10 protein-coding genes are annotated in these 18,974 nt (G+C 44.4%); 4 read left to right on the top strand and 6 right to left on the bottom strand.

Going from position 1 to position 18,974, the window contains the following annotated elements; translation table 11 throughout:
- Positions 1-62: 62 nt before the first annotated feature.
- Positions 63-536, bottom strand: a complete 474-nt coding sequence (locus ABWT76_RS00545; protein ID WP_354635474.1) for a tetratricopeptide repeat protein — start codon at positions 534-536, stop codon at positions 63-65.
- 894 nt (positions 537-1,430) lie between these two features.
- Here ABWT76_RS00545 and ABWT76_RS00540 point away from each other — a divergent pair.
- Complete coding sequence (locus tag ABWT76_RS00540; protein ID WP_190879011.1) at positions 1,431-9,131, top strand: LamG domain-containing protein; 7,701 nt, start codon at positions 1,431-1,433, stop codon at positions 9,129-9,131.
- 142 nt (positions 9,132-9,273) lie between these two features.
- On the opposite strand, the gene ABWT76_RS00535 is transcribed toward ABWT76_RS00540, so the two are convergent.
- The gene (locus tag ABWT76_RS00535; RefSeq protein ID WP_190879013.1) at positions 9,274-10,194 is read right to left on the bottom strand and encodes a lipopolysaccharide assembly protein LapB; all 921 of its coding nucleotides are present in this window, start codon (positions 10,192-10,194) and stop codon (positions 9,274-9,276) included.
- Positions 10,195-11,324: 1,130 nt separating this feature from the next.
- Between ABWT76_RS00535 and ABWT76_RS00530 the strand changes: the two genes are divergently transcribed.
- Positions 11,325-11,489 carry a hypothetical protein gene (locus ABWT76_RS00530; protein WP_156331881.1) on the top strand — a complete coding sequence of 55 codons (165 nt, stop codon included), beginning with the start codon at positions 11,325-11,327 and terminating at the stop codon, positions 11,487-11,489.
- A 142-nt stretch (positions 11,490-11,631) separates the two neighbouring features.
- Here ABWT76_RS00530 and ABWT76_RS00525 read toward each other — a convergent pair whose 3' ends face one another.
- The 3 genes from ABWT76_RS00525 to ABWT76_RS00515 form a co-directional block, all read right to left on the bottom strand.
- Positions 11,632-12,747 carry a tetratricopeptide repeat protein gene (locus tag ABWT76_RS00525; protein ID WP_054467843.1) on the bottom strand — a complete coding sequence of 372 codons (1,116 nt, stop codon included), beginning with the start codon at positions 12,745-12,747 and terminating at the stop codon, positions 11,632-11,634.
- Positions 12,748-12,867: 120 nt separating this feature from the next.
- Positions 12,868-13,458 (bottom strand): hypothetical protein, encoded by a 591-nt coding sequence (locus tag ABWT76_RS00520; protein ID WP_054467845.1) that lies wholly within the window; start codon positions 13,456-13,458, stop codon positions 12,868-12,870.
- 250 nt (positions 13,459-13,708) lie between these two features.
- Positions 13,709-14,830 carry a type II secretion system F family protein gene (locus ABWT76_RS00515; protein ID WP_054467846.1) on the bottom strand — a complete coding sequence of 374 codons (1,122 nt, stop codon included), beginning with the start codon at positions 14,828-14,830 and terminating at the stop codon, positions 13,709-13,711.
- Between the two features lie 640 nt (positions 14,831-15,470).
- Here ABWT76_RS00515 and ABWT76_RS00510 point away from each other — a divergent pair.
- Together ABWT76_RS00510 and ABWT76_RS00505 are read left to right on the top strand one after the other, a co-directional pair.
- Entirely contained in the window at positions 15,471-16,034 is a 564-nt protein-coding gene (locus ABWT76_RS00510) for a hypothetical protein (RefSeq protein ID WP_054467848.1), read from the top strand.
- Positions 16,035-16,216: 182 nt separating this feature from the next.
- Positions 16,217-17,062 carry a hypothetical protein gene (locus ABWT76_RS00505; protein WP_054467851.1) on the top strand — a complete coding sequence of 282 codons (846 nt, stop codon included), beginning with the start codon at positions 16,217-16,219 and terminating at the stop codon, positions 17,060-17,062.
- Positions 17,063-17,184: 122 nt separating this feature from the next.
- Here the strand turns inward: ABWT76_RS00505 and zds are convergent, their stop codons facing one another.
- On the bottom strand, positions 17,185-18,621 hold the full coding sequence (gene zds / locus ABWT76_RS00500; protein WP_054467852.1) for a 9,9'-di-cis-zeta-carotene desaturase: 1,437 nt from the start codon (positions 18,619-18,621) through the stop codon (positions 17,185-17,187).
- Positions 18,622-18,974: the final 353 nt, after the last annotated feature.

Below are 18,974 nucleotides of genomic sequence, written 5' to 3'. Positions count from 1 at the left end.
TGGCTCTAATCACAAATAACGAATAACCCACAACAAACAATAAACAACAATTTTATTGTTGTTTATTGTTGACTCCGGGCTTGTTGAATCAGTTCTTCGGCTTTTCTAGCCCATTCCCGGGCGCCTTGCTGACTGTAGAGATCCCTCGCGTATTCTAAGACCCGGACTGCATCACTGTATAGGTTTTGCCGTAAAAACACTAAACCAGCACCATAGTATGCATTGGCATAGTTGGGGTTGGACTCCGCCGCACGCCGGAAGGCGTTTAAAGCATCTTCGAGTTTGCCTCGACTAAAAAAAACGAAACCAAGATGATAATGTGCTTCGGCGTAGTTGGGCGCTATTTGCAGCACTTTTTTCAATGCATCTTCGGCTTCGCGGAGTTGGTTTTGTTGTAAATAAAGTAGTGCGAGATAGTAACCGGGTTCTGGGGCATCTGGGCTATGTCGCATGGCTTGGCGGTATGACCCGATCGCCTCGGAAATTTTTCCCTGCTGTTGTTGTACCAGTCCCAGGTTGTAGTAAGCAATGCCCATTTTCGGGTCAAGGGCGCAGTTTCATAGAGAGCACTTCACAACAGAGCACTTTCGCATTTGTCGCCAATGGATATCTTCAAAGAAAGTGCTGAGAGTTCGCCTTTGATAGTTGTAGTAAGCCGCCATTTTTTTCAGATTTTTCATAATCTGATGGGGATTTTCAAAAGTCCAGTCTGAAAGCAGAATTACATAGTCGCGATTCCCGCAAGGGATTCCGCTTCGCGGAATCCCACGCAAAAGGTTCTGGTTCAATCGGATCAATAATAATCGCCTCGGAGTGACCCAGTTGTTCTTGCATTCCACTGTGATGGAATATACGATTTCGCCCTCTCCCGTGTTGGACTAATCTTGTAGAGGTTTTTGCCTGGATGGGAAAAATCGTTATGTCATGCCCAGTAAAATTTTCGTGGGTAAAAATATTTAATTTATGATTTTGACAAAAATACGGTTTTATTTATCAAAACTGCAAGGCTACCTAAATTCTCAGTTTTGCCTAAATTATTAAGAAAATCTAAATAATTTAGGCATTTGATAAATTTAAGGCTATCTTCGTAAGAATTAACCCAGGGAACGAGAAACAGGGAACGAGAGACAGGGAACCAAAAAGGGTGAATAAAAAAAATCTGGATATTTTTCAGAGTATATATTAAGTATTTTTGCAAAGATACCAGCGCGAAGCGATATCAGACGCAAATATGATGTATCCAGAATTGCTCACGAGGCAGTGATCGGGATCCGCTTCCCGGAATCGCACGCAACCAGGGATAGTTTTAGCGATTCTGTGGCGCGATCGCTTCGCTTCACGCACAAACCCAAGACCACCTTGGGCGAGGCAGGTTTGGTTAGAAAAGTTAGATATGCGGCATTAGCCGATATTCCACAAAACCAGAATCTATGTACCTAACAAAAGAAAAGCTCCAACATATTAATACCATCGCCCACGAAGGCAAAGTAGTAATCGTTGCTACCGATGCGGATGGGAAAATTTGGTACAGCGTCAAACAAGACGGATTTGAAGACAGCTATCTCAACACACCCGCCGATCAAAGAACCGGCTGGGAAAAGTGGCAAGAGTTAGAATTTCCGAATGAAGATGATGATCAGTCGGTCATCGACCAAGAAACCGCAGAATTGACCGATGGAAACAATCCCAATAGTTTTGTCCTGCGTTCTTGCTACAAAACCTTTGACCAAACTGCCGTTGCCCCAGTACAACTGATTTCTGCCTTGGGGCACATTTATGTATTCCGTCAGTCCAAAACTAACACCCTGCTGGTAGATCGCTTTGTGTTAGATGGGATGACTAATAAGCTCAATCGTAAACTAGAAGTGCGGTTTAAGCGTAGTCGCCAGAAACACGAAGCCAGCAAAAACATGAAAAAAGGAGCCAGTGGACTCACTAATATAGACACCCTGGACTTTCGTGATGCCAACGGTAACTTTTTCTACGAACCCACCACCGAATTATGTTTAATTAATAACCTGCAAAAGGGTTGGTTTTCTGTTGTTTTAGTTCCCACGATTGAAAATGATGTCTATCGCTGGCATATTTTTGCCTACAACAGCCAAACCCAGAAAGTCGAATTAACGACAATGCGCGTCTCTGACGAAGGGCTGTTTGATGTTCAAGATTACACCATTTTTGAAGAATCTAACGATAATCTGATTCCCCGTAGCATTGCGGGGATTATCAAACGCACCTTAGATTTAGGGAATGTGAGTGTAGTCAACGGGTTAACCGCCACTAAATACGACGTGCAACGGGAAAAGCAAACCGACGACGGGATGCAACTACTGCGCGAGAGTACCAAAGTGATGTTAGCCATTCCTACTAGCAATGGTAATGTGGCTGCCTTTAGTTTTGCGATCGCCGGTGATGGGATATTATCGCAAATTTCAGAGAATCCCACCTCAAAAATTTGGCGTAATACCATTCGTCAAATCTTGCTGCCGTTAAATACCTTAGATAACGTCAAAGCGATCGGCACAACCAACCCACCTCCCCAAGGACAAATTACTGCCTTACAACAGGGAGAAGATGATGGCGTGAATGTCGTTTCGTCAACTGATACTAATCTTGAGACCACTAACCAAGTTAAGATTAGTGGGACGCAAAATTACAACATTTTTCAACAGTCCATCACCAAAATTGATGATGATAGCTTTGAAATTGCCTCTCCTACCACCGGATTAGGAAACTGGGAAGTAATACCAGAACAAGAAAGCGGGTTAGTATTTAACGGTATGATCACCGCTTATGAAATCACGGACACAGGCAACATCAAAATTACCGCCAAAAATCACGGGTTAAATGATGGGGAATCTCTCCAGATTCTTGACACCAGAGATTATAACGGGACTTACACCGTTAAGAAAATTGACGATAAAACCTTCACCCTTGATGATATTAAATGGCAAGCCGGAACCGCAGTTAATCTAAAACTGGAATCCCAGAAACGGCGGGGTTTGGTGTTTGATGGGGTGAATGATTATGTTGATTGTGGAAGTGGTATTCTAGCTGATTCCTACACCAAAGAAGCTTGGATTAAATGGGAATCTGGGGCTCCTTACAACAACATTATCTCTGGTTATAGTAGCCATGCTTTTTACCTACCTAATGGCATCTTATCAGCCGGACATAATGGTAATTGGTCTTATGTTCAAGACACAGTTCCTCTCACGGCAAATACTTGGATTCATGTTGCTCTGACTTATGATAGTTCCACTCAAACGATGAAACTTTATAAGAATGGTCAACTAATCAAGTCAGCAACAAGTGTTCCTCTTGTTAGTACCACAGATCGCAACATTTTCATTGGAGCATTTGCCAATCCTCCGAGTAGTTTCTTCAAAGGATCTATAGCCGATGTTCGTCTCTGGAAAGTCGCCCGCACAGAAGAACAGATCAGAAATTCTATGTATCTGCAACTTACTGGCAAAGAATTAGGTTTAGTGGGTTACTGGCGACTCGGTGCAGTGGCGGAAGAAGGAAAAGAGCGAAAAGTTATCGATTTTTCCGTCAATGGCAATGATGGCGTAGTTTATGGCGGTGCTTATGTGAGCGCAGCTACTCTATCTCGCAACCTTCCTGGTACAACTACTCCGGCAATTAAATACGAAAATGAGGAACTTTTTGCTGTCTCAGAAAATGCGACCTACGAAGAAGAATTTGAGTTCAAAGTGAATCCGGCTGTCGATCCGAATAATGTAGATGGGCAGGGTGGCAAGATTTTTCAGATAATCTATAAAGGCAAAAACAACCGTAGTGCTATAGATTGGCTGAATATTCCAGCAAATGCCACCGAATTTACTAATCTTGGTGGGGGATGGTATAAAGCGAAATGCCGCTTTAATGTACCCGATGGGGTGTCTTTAGTCCGATCTTTTGGGATTGGTAATATTAAAGGCAGTTGGACAAATTTGGAAATTCGCAAACAGCTAATTTGCTTAGTGTCTGACAGTATTACTGAGGCTAAATATACCGACACCGTAAACTTGGCAACTTTAGCGGACAATCATGCACAGTTAGCTGTAGCCCTGAAGCAGATAGAATTGAAGGAGCCACAGGAAGCACTTCTACTGATTGAAAAACGGAAGCTAGAACTAGAGATTGCTAGTTTGAGTCTTTCTGACACGGACAAACAAGCAGCCATAACCGCTAAAAATACTGAAATTAGCAAACAACAGACAATCATTAACAATCTGCAAACTGAAGTAACTCAATGTCAAACGACTTATGAAGCCGAAAAACAGAGTCCATTAAACTACTGGTGTAAACTGGTTTGCCGAGTTAATGAGGGTTGGATTGCTCGTATTTATACACAAACCTCGGAACTTCTTTATGCTGATGTGGGGGCTAATGGCAATCCTTACTACTCGAATAATTACTTCAAGTTTGTGGCAACAGGTAACGGCTATTATCAGATTGTCTCAATGTATGAAAACCGAGCACTCTATGGAGGATTAAAGACCCAAGTATATAGCACGAATGGTGGTGGATTTTTCGAGTGGAAACCCCAAAAAATTTCAGGGGACTATTATTTAATTCTTCACCAAAGCGGAGGAGCATTAGATCGCGGCGGTGGTGACTATGGCGTTTGTATTTGGGATCTACATACAGGGGTAAATCAACAGTGGAAAATTATTCCCATTGGCGGAGAAAGCAATAGTAATATTAGCAACGCTTACTCAGCTTGGAATAGTAAACAGAGCGAGTTGGCATCTGCCAAACAACTGTTGACCAAGCTGCAAAATGAACTGAGCCTCTTACAATTAGCCAGTGGAGATCAATCTGCGAAAAAAGCGGCACTTTTAAGTCGTTTGGATGTGGTCAAAGCAGAAATAGTCACAATTCAGACTGAGTTAAACACCTTAAATACTAACTTCATTAATGGAGTAAAAAGCACCCAACTACCGCCCCAAGCGATGCCTCAAATTGCCAAAGATGACAAGGGTTTAATTACCCAAGGGGCTTGGCTTGGTTTTGTGAATCCCGCCAGTCGCTTGAATGCCATTGAAACCTGCGAAGGTAACGTACAACTCAGTTATTTCGACAGCCAAGGGCGGATGCGGCTAACCAATTATGATGCCACTTCCGACAGTAGTAATACTGCTTTTGAGCAATGGCTTCCCGATGCTCAACGCGCCTGCTTAAACTTTAGCAATGCTAATAGTGTTGTTAAATTGAGTCAACAAGTTTACCTTTCTACGGACTGGAGTATCGAGGCTTGGTTCTGCTATCCGTTACCAGAAACAGCACAATGGAATACTCTGATTCGGGGGCAAAATGCAGATCATAATATTATCGTCAGTCGTGACCAAAAGTTAGGGATTTACCTGACTAATGATCCACTGACACAATACTTTTACGATTGTGGCTTCAATATGGAGTCGTTATCGACCGGCTGGCATCATCTGACTGCCGTAGGGGAAGGAGATACCACCCGCTTTTACATTGACGGCAAGCAAGTGGGTGATATTAAAGCGAAAGCCGTAAAGGATGCCGAAGCGAGTCTGAATCTAAACCCCACCGATGCTGCTGCCAAACAAAAGGTGGAAGATATCAAGAAAGCAAACTTGAAAGTCTCTAACGATGTTTATGCGATCGGGAATAATCATCTCGCTGCTAACAAACCCGTTGACTATGGGGTGATGAAGTTTGATGGGGTGAATGATTGTATAACTGTCACGGATAATCCTAATTTGCAGATTAGCACCTACAGTGTGGAAGTTTGGATTAAACCTGAGAATCCGGTTGCTGACTGGCAAGGAATCATCGGCAAACCCGGTCGTAATTTTAATATTTGGTTAAACCGTAATGGATTCATTCACCATCGTTTCCACACTCCATCATCAACCAATGCCGGAGCCCCTGATACACCGAATGGTTCGATCGTTTGGAATCAATGGAATCACGTCGCCATTACCAACGATGGCACCACGGCCAAAACCTACATTAATGGCAAAATGATCGCACAAGGGGCAACAGGTGGTAGTTTGATTGTGGATAAAACACCTCTGTACATGGGTTGTTTAGATAATGCAAGCTTTTGTTGTTTCAAGGGTCAAATCGCCGATGCTCGGATCTGGAAAGTCGTCCGTACCGAAGCAGAAATTCAGGCGGATATGCGTAAGCGACTGACTGGCAAAGAAGCAAATTTAGTGGCTTACTATCCCCTGAATAAGCTGGAAGGCGGCAAAGTTTTAGACCTAGTGGCTAATAATCATGGCACTGTGTTTGAAGCCACGAACGTGACGGATCAAGCCCTATCTCTGACTCCTGTGATCCAAGGCGAGCAATTTGGCAAAGTCGTAGAAGTTCGCATTTGGGGAGTTGCCCTCAGTAATGAGGAAGTTGAAGTTAATAGCAAAACCCTGATTACTGGTAATGAATCCGGTTTGTTGGCTTACTATCCTATGAATGAAGCCACCGGCACTGAAGTCCGTGACCATACGGGTAAGGGCAACCAGGGGACGATGACTAATCCGGTTTGGTGGGCTTGTGCTGCACCCATTGGGAGTCAGGACAAACCGGGTAATAAGGTAATGAAGTTTGATGGGGTCAACGATCACATCACCTTTCCGGCGATGAACATTAATTACTCCCAAGGATTTAGCCTAGAAGTCTGGGTGCGTTACAACAGCTTGAAAAGTTGGTCGAGAATCTTCGATTTCGGGAATGGTGCTGGTGTAGAGAACATTCTCTTGGCCAATAAAGGCACGACTAATACACTGGGATTCCACGTCTATCGGGGAACAGCTTCTTTGGGTGTAGAAGTTGCTAATTTCCTAGAACTGCAAAAATGGATGCACATTGCCGTCACCCTTGAGCCTTCTGGTAGTTGCAAAGTTTACAAGAACGGTCAGCTAATTCAGTCGGGAACTTCTCAACTCCCCAATAGCGTGAACCGCACGCTGAATTATATCGGACGGAGTAACTGGCCTGATGCTTATTTTGACGGGCAAATGGCTGAATTCCGTTTGTGGAATCGAGTGCGTACTGAAGCAGAAATTAAGGCTGATTTGAATCAACGGCTGACGGGTAAAGAGTCGGGTTTGGCAATTTATTTGCCTTTAGATGAAATTAAATTTGAAGGCTCGACCAAAAAAGTCTTTGATTTGGTTGGGACTAATCATGGCACTATCACCGAAGCGGCGATCGCCCAAGATAATTCTAGTCCCTTGATGGTGATTGGCAGTTCTTTGGTGAGTGCAGAATATAGCACGATTAGCTTAGATCCCGCGACCGGCAAAAAAGCGGCGCTGATGCGGCGGTTGCTTGCGTCTCCTGCTCTCAACGGTGTGAACCTATTACCGGACAAGCGGATCGAAACCTTAGAACTAAAATGGATTGGTAATTCCCAATTTGCTCCCACTTTGCTCGGTTACATTGAAGGACCACCCCCTGTACCGAGTGAAAATCTCACTTTAGCGGACGATTATAACGGTGCGACTTCCGTGGAATTAGTCATGTCTGAGGATGTGGAGTTTAATTGGACGCGATCGCAAGATAGTGGCTTAGGGGCGACTGCTGAGACCTTCATTGGTGCGGGAGGAGCAATGTCTGTAATGGCTGCACCTCTGGGTATCGGAGCCTCAATAGAGACAAGTGCCAAGGTTGGTTTCAAAGGTAACTTGGACTTCACCTACCAATTCCAGAATGAGAGTAGCATCACCTCTAGTTCATCCCTGAGTATGACCGATAAACTGGAATTGCGCGGTACACCGGAAGCTGATCCTAAATTCCCCCATTTAGGCAACCGATTTATTCCCAAAAATATCGGCTATGCTTTGGTGGTCTCGGCTATAGCAGATGTGTTTGTCACCCGGTTAGCCCGTAGTAAGAAAATGGTGGGCTACCAAGTACAGCCTGTGGATAGTATTCCCCCAGATGTCAACACCATCACTTTCTTGATGAATCCGGCTTACACCATGAATGGTAGTTTGGATGGGATGACCGGAAGCAGTGCCACTAGCGATCGCTTCTTCAAGCACGTTCCCGAAATGCGTAGTCAATACGGCTCTCTCTATCCCGCCAGCTATTATCGCTTGCAAGAAGCCTACGAACTCAAACGGCAAATCGAAAAGCAGGATCAACAACGGCAATCTTACTTCAATAACTTTAATGTGCGGATGATCGATGAAATGTCTTTAGACCGCAACATTGAGAGTGGCGATGTACCCACTACCATTGGAGTGCAACGGGAAGAAGATAAACCCAGCACCGAGATGACTGCGGAGGAACAAGCGGCATCCGAACAGGACAAGGCTAAACAATTTGAAGCAGAAACGGAGGAGGCTTCTAAGAAAACAAATGCTGCTACCAAGGCTAAACAGGCGGAAATCCAAAGTAAAATTACTGACCAAGAGAAACAAATACACGCCGTGGAAAGTTTTGCTGGCTGGCAGAAACGGATGGAAGATATCCAAATCAAAGCAGGCAAGCGCAATATCGTCAACACCTACGTCTGGGATGCTGACGGTGGACTGCGAACTGAAGCCCAAAGCTTTGCTAATACTGTAGAGCATACCATTGGAGGCTCTTTTTCCCTTAGTGCCGGGTTAGGGGTTGAAACTGAATTTGCCGTGGGAGGTGTGGATGTAGAACTAACCGCTCAAGCTACTGTTAACATGACTCAAACCATGAGTAAAACCGAAACTCGTAGTAAGGGTTTGGAGTTGAATATCGACTTGAGTGGCATGGAAAATAAGGGGGTGACGGACTATAAAGATAACCCCATCCTGCCAGGGGAAAAAGTTGACCGTTATCGGTTTATGAGTTTCTATCTGGAAGCAAGTACCCAACATTTCCAAGACTTCTTTAACTATGTGGTTGACCCCGAATGGTTGCAAAGCAATGACGAAGAAGCACGGGCTTTACGTCAAACGCAAGCCGGAAAACCTAACAAAACTTGGCGGGTGTTGCACCGTGTCACTTATGTGGAACGTCCAGCACTCATGGGCTTTGGTCGGGATGTGCGTCAGTTTAAGGTTCAAGATGAAAATGTGGGGATTGGTAAGGTCATTGTTGATGTTGCCACTTTACAACAGAAGGTCGATCAAATTCTGGAGTGGATTAGCTCACAACCAAAGTAATTAGTTAGGGCTATTTTAGTCATAACTAAATTCCTGATTATTAGAGGTGAACTCCAACTTCCTGGAGATAACCCAGAAACCGGGTTTCTTTCACGAAAGAAGCCCCGTTTCTTACGCAAATAACCAATGACAAATGACAATTTTATTGTTGACTCCGGGCTTGTTGAATCAATTCTTCGGCTTTTCTCACCCATTCGCGGGCGCCTTGCTGACTGTAGAGATCCCTGGCGTATTCCAAGACCCGAACCGCATCACTATATAGGTTTTGCCGTAAAAAGACCAAACCAGCACCATAGTAGGCATTGGCATAGTTGGGGTTTGATTCGGCAGCGCGGCGGAATTCATCTAAAGCGTCATCAAGTCGATCGCTGCTAAAGAAGATAAAGCCAAGATGATAGTGAGATGGGGCGTGATTTGGGGCAATTTCTAGCGCTTTTTTGAAGGAGTTTTCCGCTTCCCGCAGTTGGTTTTGTTGTAAATAAAGCAGTCCGAGATAGTAGGAGGGTTCTGGGACGTTGGGGCTATGTCGCATGGCTTGCCGATATGACCCGATCGCCTCGGAAATTTTTCCCTGCTGTTGTTGTACCAGTCCCAGGTTGTAGTAAGCAATGCCCATTTTCGGGTCAAGGGCGATCGCCCGTTGCAAGTAATCATTAGCTTGTTGTAGGTTGTTGCCTTCGAGGAGGGCGGCGCCTAAGTTGGCGTAAGCTAAGGCAAACCCCGGATCATTTTGAATGGCTTGATAAAAGGCATCCGCTGCTGCCTGTAAATCCCCAGACTGTCGCAGGGCTAATCCCAAATTATAATAAGCCGGTGCCAGAGACCGATCGATCGCGATCGCTTGCCGAAAAGCTGCGATCGCTTCAGTTAAATTGCCTGCCTGAACCAATTCCAGTCCGCGAGTCATCCACTGGATCGCCTGGTCTTGCTGATTAAACTGAGCATATAATATCGGCGAAGTTTCACTAGAGAGCACTTCACTAGCCTGCACTGTCGATACCGAACCCCACAGCAGCCAGCTTAAGCCGATTAAGATTGGACAGATTTTTACTTGCAATTGCATAAATATTATGACATGGGGTTTCCCTGTCAGTATTCTAAACCATTGGTTCGCGTAGATGACTCAGTGAATCAACCCGGAAAGCGATCGATCGATCGTTCATAGTCAATTTTAAATCTCTATCAGGACTTACGCATTTACATCTCTGGAAATCTCCCTGTTTTTACTCAAAAACAAGAGACCTAGCCAACGCTGGCTAGGTCTGGATTAAATGAGAACAAATTACCGCTATCAGAAACTTACGATTTTCTAGAAAAATCTAGAATTATCTGTTCTGTTCCTGCTTCATAGATTCCCAATAACCTAAGCTACTGGTTTTTCTAACTCTCCACAGGCATTAGACGGGTTAGCTATCCGTCTGTATCGTCTCAAAAAGACTTTATTTGGGTGAGACTTCGTGCTTCTCACTGTCTATGGAGCTTATCCTACGCCCTCAAAAATTTAAAAGGAACAAATAAAACGACGTTCCTATAAGAAAAGGTCAACAACTAGGGTTTACAAGTATCGCAGTTGGCTGCGAGTTAGCTTCCAGTCGGCGACACCTCACGGAAGCTCAACGGACTTGTTTTCTTTAACTTGGTGTCTATTGTTAATTTAGCATAGTTGAACAAAGTTGCGCGTTTTTTTTACAAAACTTTACATTATGAGAAAAATTCACCTTTGATGATTCACCGGAGATTTGACATAAAAATCATCGGGGATCAGCAAAAAATGATCTGAGTTGTTTAATAACCAGTATTAATACTTAGAAAAAAATCAATTGGTTAACACTCGACAAGACCGCGATCGGGCCTAGCCAAAAATACCCGCAAAAAATACCCGCAAAAAATACCCGCAAAAAATACCCGCAAAAAATACCCGCAAAAAATACCCGCAAAAAATACCCGCAAAAAATACCCGCAAAAAATACCTCCTGGACTTGCCAAGAGGAATTCAAGAGACATCGATATACTTATCTGTAACTATCTTAATCCAAATTTACGGAAATTAGGGAAAATCTCTCAAAAAAAATATTTCAGCATCATAAAATAAAGCTTTCTCTAAAAAAATTCACATTTTAGGGTGTTTTGTCCTGATTCCAGAATCGAACTTGCGTAATCAGGAGTAGCAGCCTAAAAAACAGGAGATTTAATATGCGCTTTTACACATCGATGATATTCTTACTTCTTCTCAGTGTGGGAATCACCATTAAGTCATTTCCAGTTGAGCATCAAACAGCTAAAGCTTATGCAGCCCTAAATGGCCAAGTCAGTGATGCTGGAGAAAAAGACCCGATCCATGTTAGAGGCCGTCGATAACATTTATTACCCAACATTTATTACCCAACATTGTCATCACCATCTTTCAACATAGAGGGATCATAGAGGTATCATAGAGCGATCGTATAGCGATCGCCGGATTTAAAATCAAGCAAATTTTACAAGTTTGCTGACAAATTTTTTACAAATTTGGCCTGAGAAACACTAAGCCACTATAAACTTGAAATGCTGGATCCCAATTTGTCGGTACTTCGCGCAATAAATCGATATGAGAAGTAATGCGATCGAGCATATCTAATTCTTGTAAAGTGGTTTCAGCAAAAGCAGTAAAATCAGACCAACAGGCAATCAGGGGTAATTTTTCTTTCAGAATTTTTAACATATTTTGCCATTTGAGTTGTGTACTGAACTTTTCAATTTTTGGCGTCAACCCTTTAGCAGGCTGATTGGCTTCTGGAGTGAAATCAAAGCCTTGCTGAAATTCATAACTATCTTGGCACAAACGTAAAATACAGCCCCGCTGGGGTAGATGTAAATCGCAAACCCCCACATAATTACTAATTTTCTGCTTATAGTTTGTCCGAGTCCGCCGATGATTTTGTACTCCCACTTCTTCAAAAATAGGCAGTAATCCCGATACAAGTTGTGTGACTTCTGACCAGTTAAAAGAAATTTGCCCGACCTGATTCATTTCATTCTGACAAACCACCGTGGCTTGAGGGGAAATCGACTGAAAATAGCTGGTGCGAAAGACGCGAATCCGATTAATTTGCTCTATTGTGGCACAAAACGCAGGGATGTTCGCCTTGCGAAGCTCATCGACAAATACCCGCAATTCACCGATCACCCCAGTCCGATACATCCGCCAACTGCGGGTTGGCAGTAGCAGTCGGGCTGAGTATGGATCCAACTGCATAATTCGGGCAAAGCTTTGAGCCGCTTGGGTTTTCAACTCTGGGTCAATGGGTTCGAGTACCAGTAGTCCGGGCAAAAGCTGACTGGGGTCTTCTTTGGCACGGGCGATCGCGGCTTGGCGGCGTTCTTTGGGAATCATTTCCACCCGCTTCAAACCTTCCCTTGCCAGTGAAACCACCTTGGGATTTCTCCCCTGACTGAGCAATTTGCGGTAAACTTTTTCTGCCGCTTCTAGCTTATCAGTGACTTCATACAACTTTCCCACATAAAATTGCACCCAAGGATTATCTGGGGAATCCTTAAGTAAAATTTTCAGTAATTTTGTGGCTTCTCGATAGTCACCGGCATCAAAAGCCGCTTTCACTTCATCTAGCGAAATCATCTAAATTCATTATTGATTATGTGTATGCAGTATGGCTAGGGAAATATTAACGGAGACTTAGCTGAATCAGTAGACGCTCAATTGCCCGCAGAGCAAATATGCTCAAATATGCTTAATTATTTACTCCGCAGGCGTAATCACTTCTTCTATACTTTCTTCTGGTTGATATTCATAAGGTTGTCTGATAGTTTCCACAACAAAGGGAAGAGATGCTCCTTTTAAGCCTTTTTTAATTCGCTCAGGGGTTTCCTCAAAAATGACAAAAAGTGGATAAATGGATTCAGCCGCTTCACCGAGAATATATTTATGTTGTAGGGGCATTAACCATTCATACCCGTGACTCAACCAGACCTGAGTATTCCGCCAACGCATCAGTAACTCAGAAAATTCTTCATGGGGACGATAAATAAAGACAAAAATTTCTACTCCTACTTTAATTTGCCATTCTGGATCGCACATAATAATCCCCAGATCGCAAGGAAGGCTAATCACTTCTTGTGCCGATGCACTAAAGCCACCGGGTTTAGACGGTGATATCGGTTCACGGACTCGCACTGTGGGCAAAGGAATAGGAATCACACTTTCTTTTGGCCGACGCATACTGGGAATCATTTCCATGTAAGGTCGATATTTTTTCAACAGTTCCACTACTTTAGTGGAGTCGCTATAGTCAGAAAGTAGCTCTTCGTAATGAGATTGTTGAATAGGCATATTTTTGCTAATTTCCCTCTCCAGTATTTTAGGTATGGACAAATTTTTACCGTTCAGAAAATCATCATTTTTATGAGAATATTGCTGTCTGAAGAATCCAGCCCGTCGCATATGCTTAAGAGATGAGTTGCGGTTTGGCCAGCGGTCTAATTATCAAGTTAGATGCACTGCACCGACTCAATTTAATGTGACAAGATTTGCGATCGCCCTTGAAATAATTCATGGCTGGATTCATGGACACAAATTGGGATTAACCTAATTTGTCAAACACAGCAAACATGGGCAAATACATCGACATCAGAATGGAACCTACCAACGCCGCAATCCCCACCATCATAATTGGTTCCAAGGTACTGGTCAGACCTTTGATGGCTTGTTCCACTTCATCTTCGTAGAATTCGCCCACTTTAGAAAGCATTTTATCCAGTTCCCCGGTTTCTTCCCCAATTCTCATCATGGAAATAGCCATGTTGGGAAATATTTTTTCTCGTTCAAAGGCTTCCGTTAAACTGCCACCCTGTTGGACTTCGCTTTTGGCACTGGTAATCGCATTACAGATTGCCTGGTTGCCAGCGGTTCTGCCCACAATATCAAAGCAGGTCAGCATGGGCACCCCCGCAGCGGTTAACATGGCAAAGGTGTTACAAAAACGAGCCACGGCAATCAGTTTCAGCAGTTCTCCAATAATGGGCAAGTAAAGCATCCCCCGATCGATCATCAGACGACCTACCGGGGTTTTGTAATAGGTCTTGATCAAGAAGATTACAAACCACAACACGCCGATCGCCGGCCCCATTCTCATGGGATCTCGGGAAAATTTACTAATTTCCAGCAGCGCAACGGTGATAAACGGTAATTTAGCGCCTAGGTCTTCAAAAATCTTCGCAAATGTGGGCAGAAGAAAGGTGGTCATGGCGAAAAACACAATCACCGCGATCGATCCCACGGCTTTGGGATAAGACGAAGCTGATTTAATTTCGTTTTCCATTTTCGCGGACTTTTCCAGGGCGATCGCCAGCCGGTTCAGCACCGTATCCAAAACCCCCCCAATTTCACCGGACTCTACCATCGCGCAATAGAGGTCATCAAACACATCGGGAAATTTGCCCATTGACACGGACAAAGGCACCCCGGTTTCCAGGTCTGCCTTGATCCTTTTGAGGGCGTACTTCATTTTGGCATTTTCTGCTTGACTGCCCAAGATGTCGATCGCTTTCATCAAGGCAATCCCAGAAGCGAACATCATGGCTAACTGACGGGAGAACACGGCTTTATCCTTCACCGTGATACTCGACATCATCATGTTGAACCTTTCTTCCAGTTGTGAGAAATCAAACCCTTTTGTGGGTTTCTCACCTACCGCTTGTGCCATAGTAAAACTCCATAACCATAAACATGGAACATTCTAGTCACTTATCTTCTATTGTATAGCCTCTATCTAAGTATGCGAGTGATGCGAGCGTGAAGCGAAGCTATCGCGCTTAGGGGCGAATCGCGCCCCCTCCGTTGATGTCACTGATTTCTGTTTTCCCTCGCTTTAAATCATTTATCTTTGGTGAATTCCTCAGCTTATTTTAAGATTTGTTCCGCCAGTTTATTGATATCATTGACTCATTTATATTCCTAGGAATCTGAACCCCAATCATTGCTGATTAGGCAATTATTGTTAAATGATTTTGAAGGATTTTGAAAAATTATTAAGCAACCAGGGAGGCATTGATTTTTTGGTTGTTTGAATTCAAATATTTCTGAATGACTAATTTAAAGCATATTCGCTGATTAGATTAACGGAATTATTCTGATTATACCTGATGAGCTTAAAAAATTTTTGCGGGAATTTTTTTCTTTCCGGATAAAGCATCGGAGTGGGTGAATCCTGTTCTCAGATGCCAAATCTGAAGAAATCATACATAATAGTTTAGTGAGGGGTCAGACCCCTCATCAAGCCCGTGAAAGGATTGGTTTGTCATCCCACGACAAGCAAACAGCACGCAATAGGTCAATAGGGTCTTATGTTTCAGTCATCTAGTTTTACCACCCGTAGCATCATCGAAGCTTTCGAGCCAACTTTGCCGCCGTTTCACCGATCGCGCTTATTTGCCGGTGAGTCTGAGGACGCTCGGTTGAGGGTCAAAGGGGAAACTTCTGAGTTACACTGCTTGAATTTGGAAACGTTGACACCTTTTGAAGCGATCGATCACCAATTTGAGTCATTAGGCATTACTTTTAACAATGCGATCGCCCTGAAACCCTCCAATCCCGCTTTTCCCACCTACTCAGGACAAATGCTATTGTTAGCATCTCCTGACAATGGGTTCATTTCTATGACGTTTGCCCAACCCGTTTCTTATGTCAGTGGCCGAGTCACCAGTTCTCGCCCCACGATTTTTACCGCCTATAATTCTCTAGGCCAAGAACTGATGCGGAAAAAACTCCCCAGCGCCAATTTAGCAGGCAGTAATGCAGCGATTTCGCCCAATGAGTTATTGTTTGTCCAAGCACGGAATATCCATAAAGTCACTTTCTACGCATTTGATGGCCAACTGACTTTGGATGCGATTAGTTTTAGGAAATAAGCAAGTGGCGATCGCTTATGAGCGATCGACGCTCAATGAATCCTGAATCATCGACCTGGGGGCTGACCAAGACCCTGGTGATAGAGACTGGAGAAAAAAAAGCTATGATAAAAACCTGGTTTCAGTGATAAAGTCCTAAACTAGGTGATTTTCTTTGCTGGGCAATAACTAGGTAAATTAACGTGGCACAAGCTTCGTCGCAATGGCAACAACTGGTTAATCTGATTTCGGAGTTGTGGGATCCAAAAGAGGTGCAGCAATTTCTCAAGCCGTTGACTCGGTTGAGATGGCGCAAACAGACCGGCCATTTGGTGGTATTAGGGATGGCGGTGGCAATTCTATTGTGGAATTGGCAACTGTTGTTGGCAACCGGGGCTGGCATCGTCGCGATGCTGGCGATGTATTTTATGCAACAATGGGATTGGCGGCGAATTTTTCAGCAGTGGCATCGGTTTTTCCGGGGGACAAATCAAGCGGTGGCGATCTCCGTGGCTACAGGTGGCATGACTAGCTTGTTGACTTATCTGGCTGTGTCTATCTGGTTGTCAACGGAAGACCACTGGATAGCTACCGGGGCGACCCAGGGGATTATTGCACTGCAAACAATGGGGATTTTTGCCACTTTGTGCTTATTAGTTTGGCATTTTTTGACCCATAAATCCAGTGAAGCAGAACTGAGCCTGAATCAGTTAATTGTCAATTTAACCGATGCCGATCCCCTGAAACGGTTAATTTCTGTGCGTCAGCTAACCAGTTTAATCAGAAAAAATTATGGTCAGCGAGAACAACAAGAGGCGATCGCCGACTATTTTCATTTAATGTGGAGTCGAGAACCTGAACCTTTGGTTCGGGAAGCGCTTTTAGAAGGATTAGAGACTTTAGGAGAAACCAAACAACTTGGTCAAGGAATATCACCTTTATCAATTCCGTTCTCCCCTAAGCCAGTTTCTAATCACATTCCTTGGATGATGGAAAATAATGGATCGACTGAAGCAACCCCATCGTGGCAACGCCAAAATTTGGATTAAAAATTTGGATTAAAATATCGAAAATATCGATTAAACCTTTACTTCTGGATCGGACGAATTTCTACAGAAAAAACACGAAGAGAAATCCTCGTGTTTTTTCTGTTTGAAGGGATAAAAATCAACTATTTACCGGCAAATTCCAGAATCACTTTGGCCGCTTGTCGTCCAGAAATGGTCGCCCCTTCCATACTGTCGATATAATCCTGTTGGGTATAGGCACCCGCGAGGAAGAAGTTGGGAATGGGGGTTTTTTGGGCGGGACGATAAGGATCCATGCCAGGGGCTTCCCGATAGAGGGATTGGGCCAGTTTGACCACACTATACCAGGTCATGTTGAGGTCGCGGGCTGAGGGGAATAAGTCCCGCACTTGTTTGAGTACATGGTCGGCGATCTCCTGGTTACTCTGTTTAATAAATGGATCTCCTGGAGTTAACACCAACTGCATTAGAGAACCTTGTCCCTGGCGATAGTAATCAGCGGGAGAGGTTAAGGCTAAATCTGCAAAACAAGAAAAGTCCGCGTCTGGGGTATAAAGCAGATTATCTAATCCTGCTGCTTCCTGTAATTGTTTGCGTTTTTCCGCGTCATGGAGTTCTGTCACCCAGCCATCAAAGCGCAGTTGTACGGTGGCGACGGGGACCGCTTCGAGTTTATAGATATTGTCAAATTCCGGCCATTTCCGCCATTCCTGGGGCAACACTTTCTGAATGCCGGGGATATCACAGGCGAAAAGATAGGCGTCAGCGGTGATGGTTTCTTCGCTTTCCCCGTTGGCAACCCGTAGACCTGTGACGGTTGTAATGGGGCGATCTTCAAATAAGATTTGCCGGACTTGCCGTCGGGTGTGGATTTTGGTGCCCCGGTCTTCGAGATACTTGACGATGGGTTTATGCAAGTATTCATGGGGGGAACCTTCTAGCATTCGCAGGACTGAGGCTTCCGTTTTGACCGCAAAGAATTGGAAGATGGTCAGCATACACCGGGCTGAGATGTTTTCACAGTCGATGAACCCCAAGGCGTAGGCGATCGGGTTCCACATTCTTTTGATGCTGCCGTCGCTGCCCCCATGTTTGCGGAACCAGTCCGCAAAGCTGATTTTATCTAGGTCGCGGATATTTCTCATGGCGCCGTCGAAGTCCACTAATCCACGGACGATCGGGCTGGTTCCCAGGGCGATCGCATTTTGGAGTTTATCCTGGACTGATAGCTGAGAGGTGGTGAAGAAGGCTTTTAACCCATTGAACGGGGCGCCGGTAAAAAACCGAAAATCTAATTCGCCGATTTTGCCCCCGTGATTGACAAAGGTGTGGGTATGCTCTTTGAGTCGGAGGTTATTTCCTGCCCCCACTTTGTTCATTAAGTCGAAGAGGTTGTAGTAGCAGCCAAAAAAGACGTGCAACCCCATTTCAATATGATTGCCGTCGGGGTCTACCCAACTGCCTACTTTGCCACCGACAAACGGACGGGATTCAAAGATTTCTACTTCGTGTCCCGCGTCTACTAAGTCTATTGCGGTGGCCATACCTGCTAGTCCCGCACCGGCGATCGCAACTCGCATTCTCTGCCCTTTCCTACTGAATTTTTTTACTTTCTTTACATATTGTAATATGAGCGATCGCCGTAGGTTAATCCCTGCCAGAAATAAAATTTAGTTGTTGTTGGTTGGTGGTTGGGGAAAGGGGAACAGTTATCAGGGAGCGGGGAACGGGGATAAGGAGCAGGGGGGATGAGGGGCAGGGGGGGTGAGGGCAAAAATTCTCCCCCGCTCCCCTGCACCCCAGCCCCTCCGCTCCCCCTGTCCGGGTATGGAGTGGCGATCGCTGAAGTCAGTTGGGTAGCATTGAGGTATGGTTGCTTCAGGCGATCGCACAGATAAATTGTTATTAGTTATTAGTTATTTGTTGGCAAGTT

This window comes from Planktothricoides raciborskii GIHE-MW2, assembly GCF_040564635.1.
GTDB classification, from domain to species: domain Bacteria; phylum Cyanobacteriota; class Cyanobacteriia; order Cyanobacteriales; family Laspinemataceae; genus Planktothricoides; species Planktothricoides raciborskii.
Note: the sequence above shows the minus strand (reverse complement) of the source record. Positions and strands in the feature narration are given on the sequence as shown.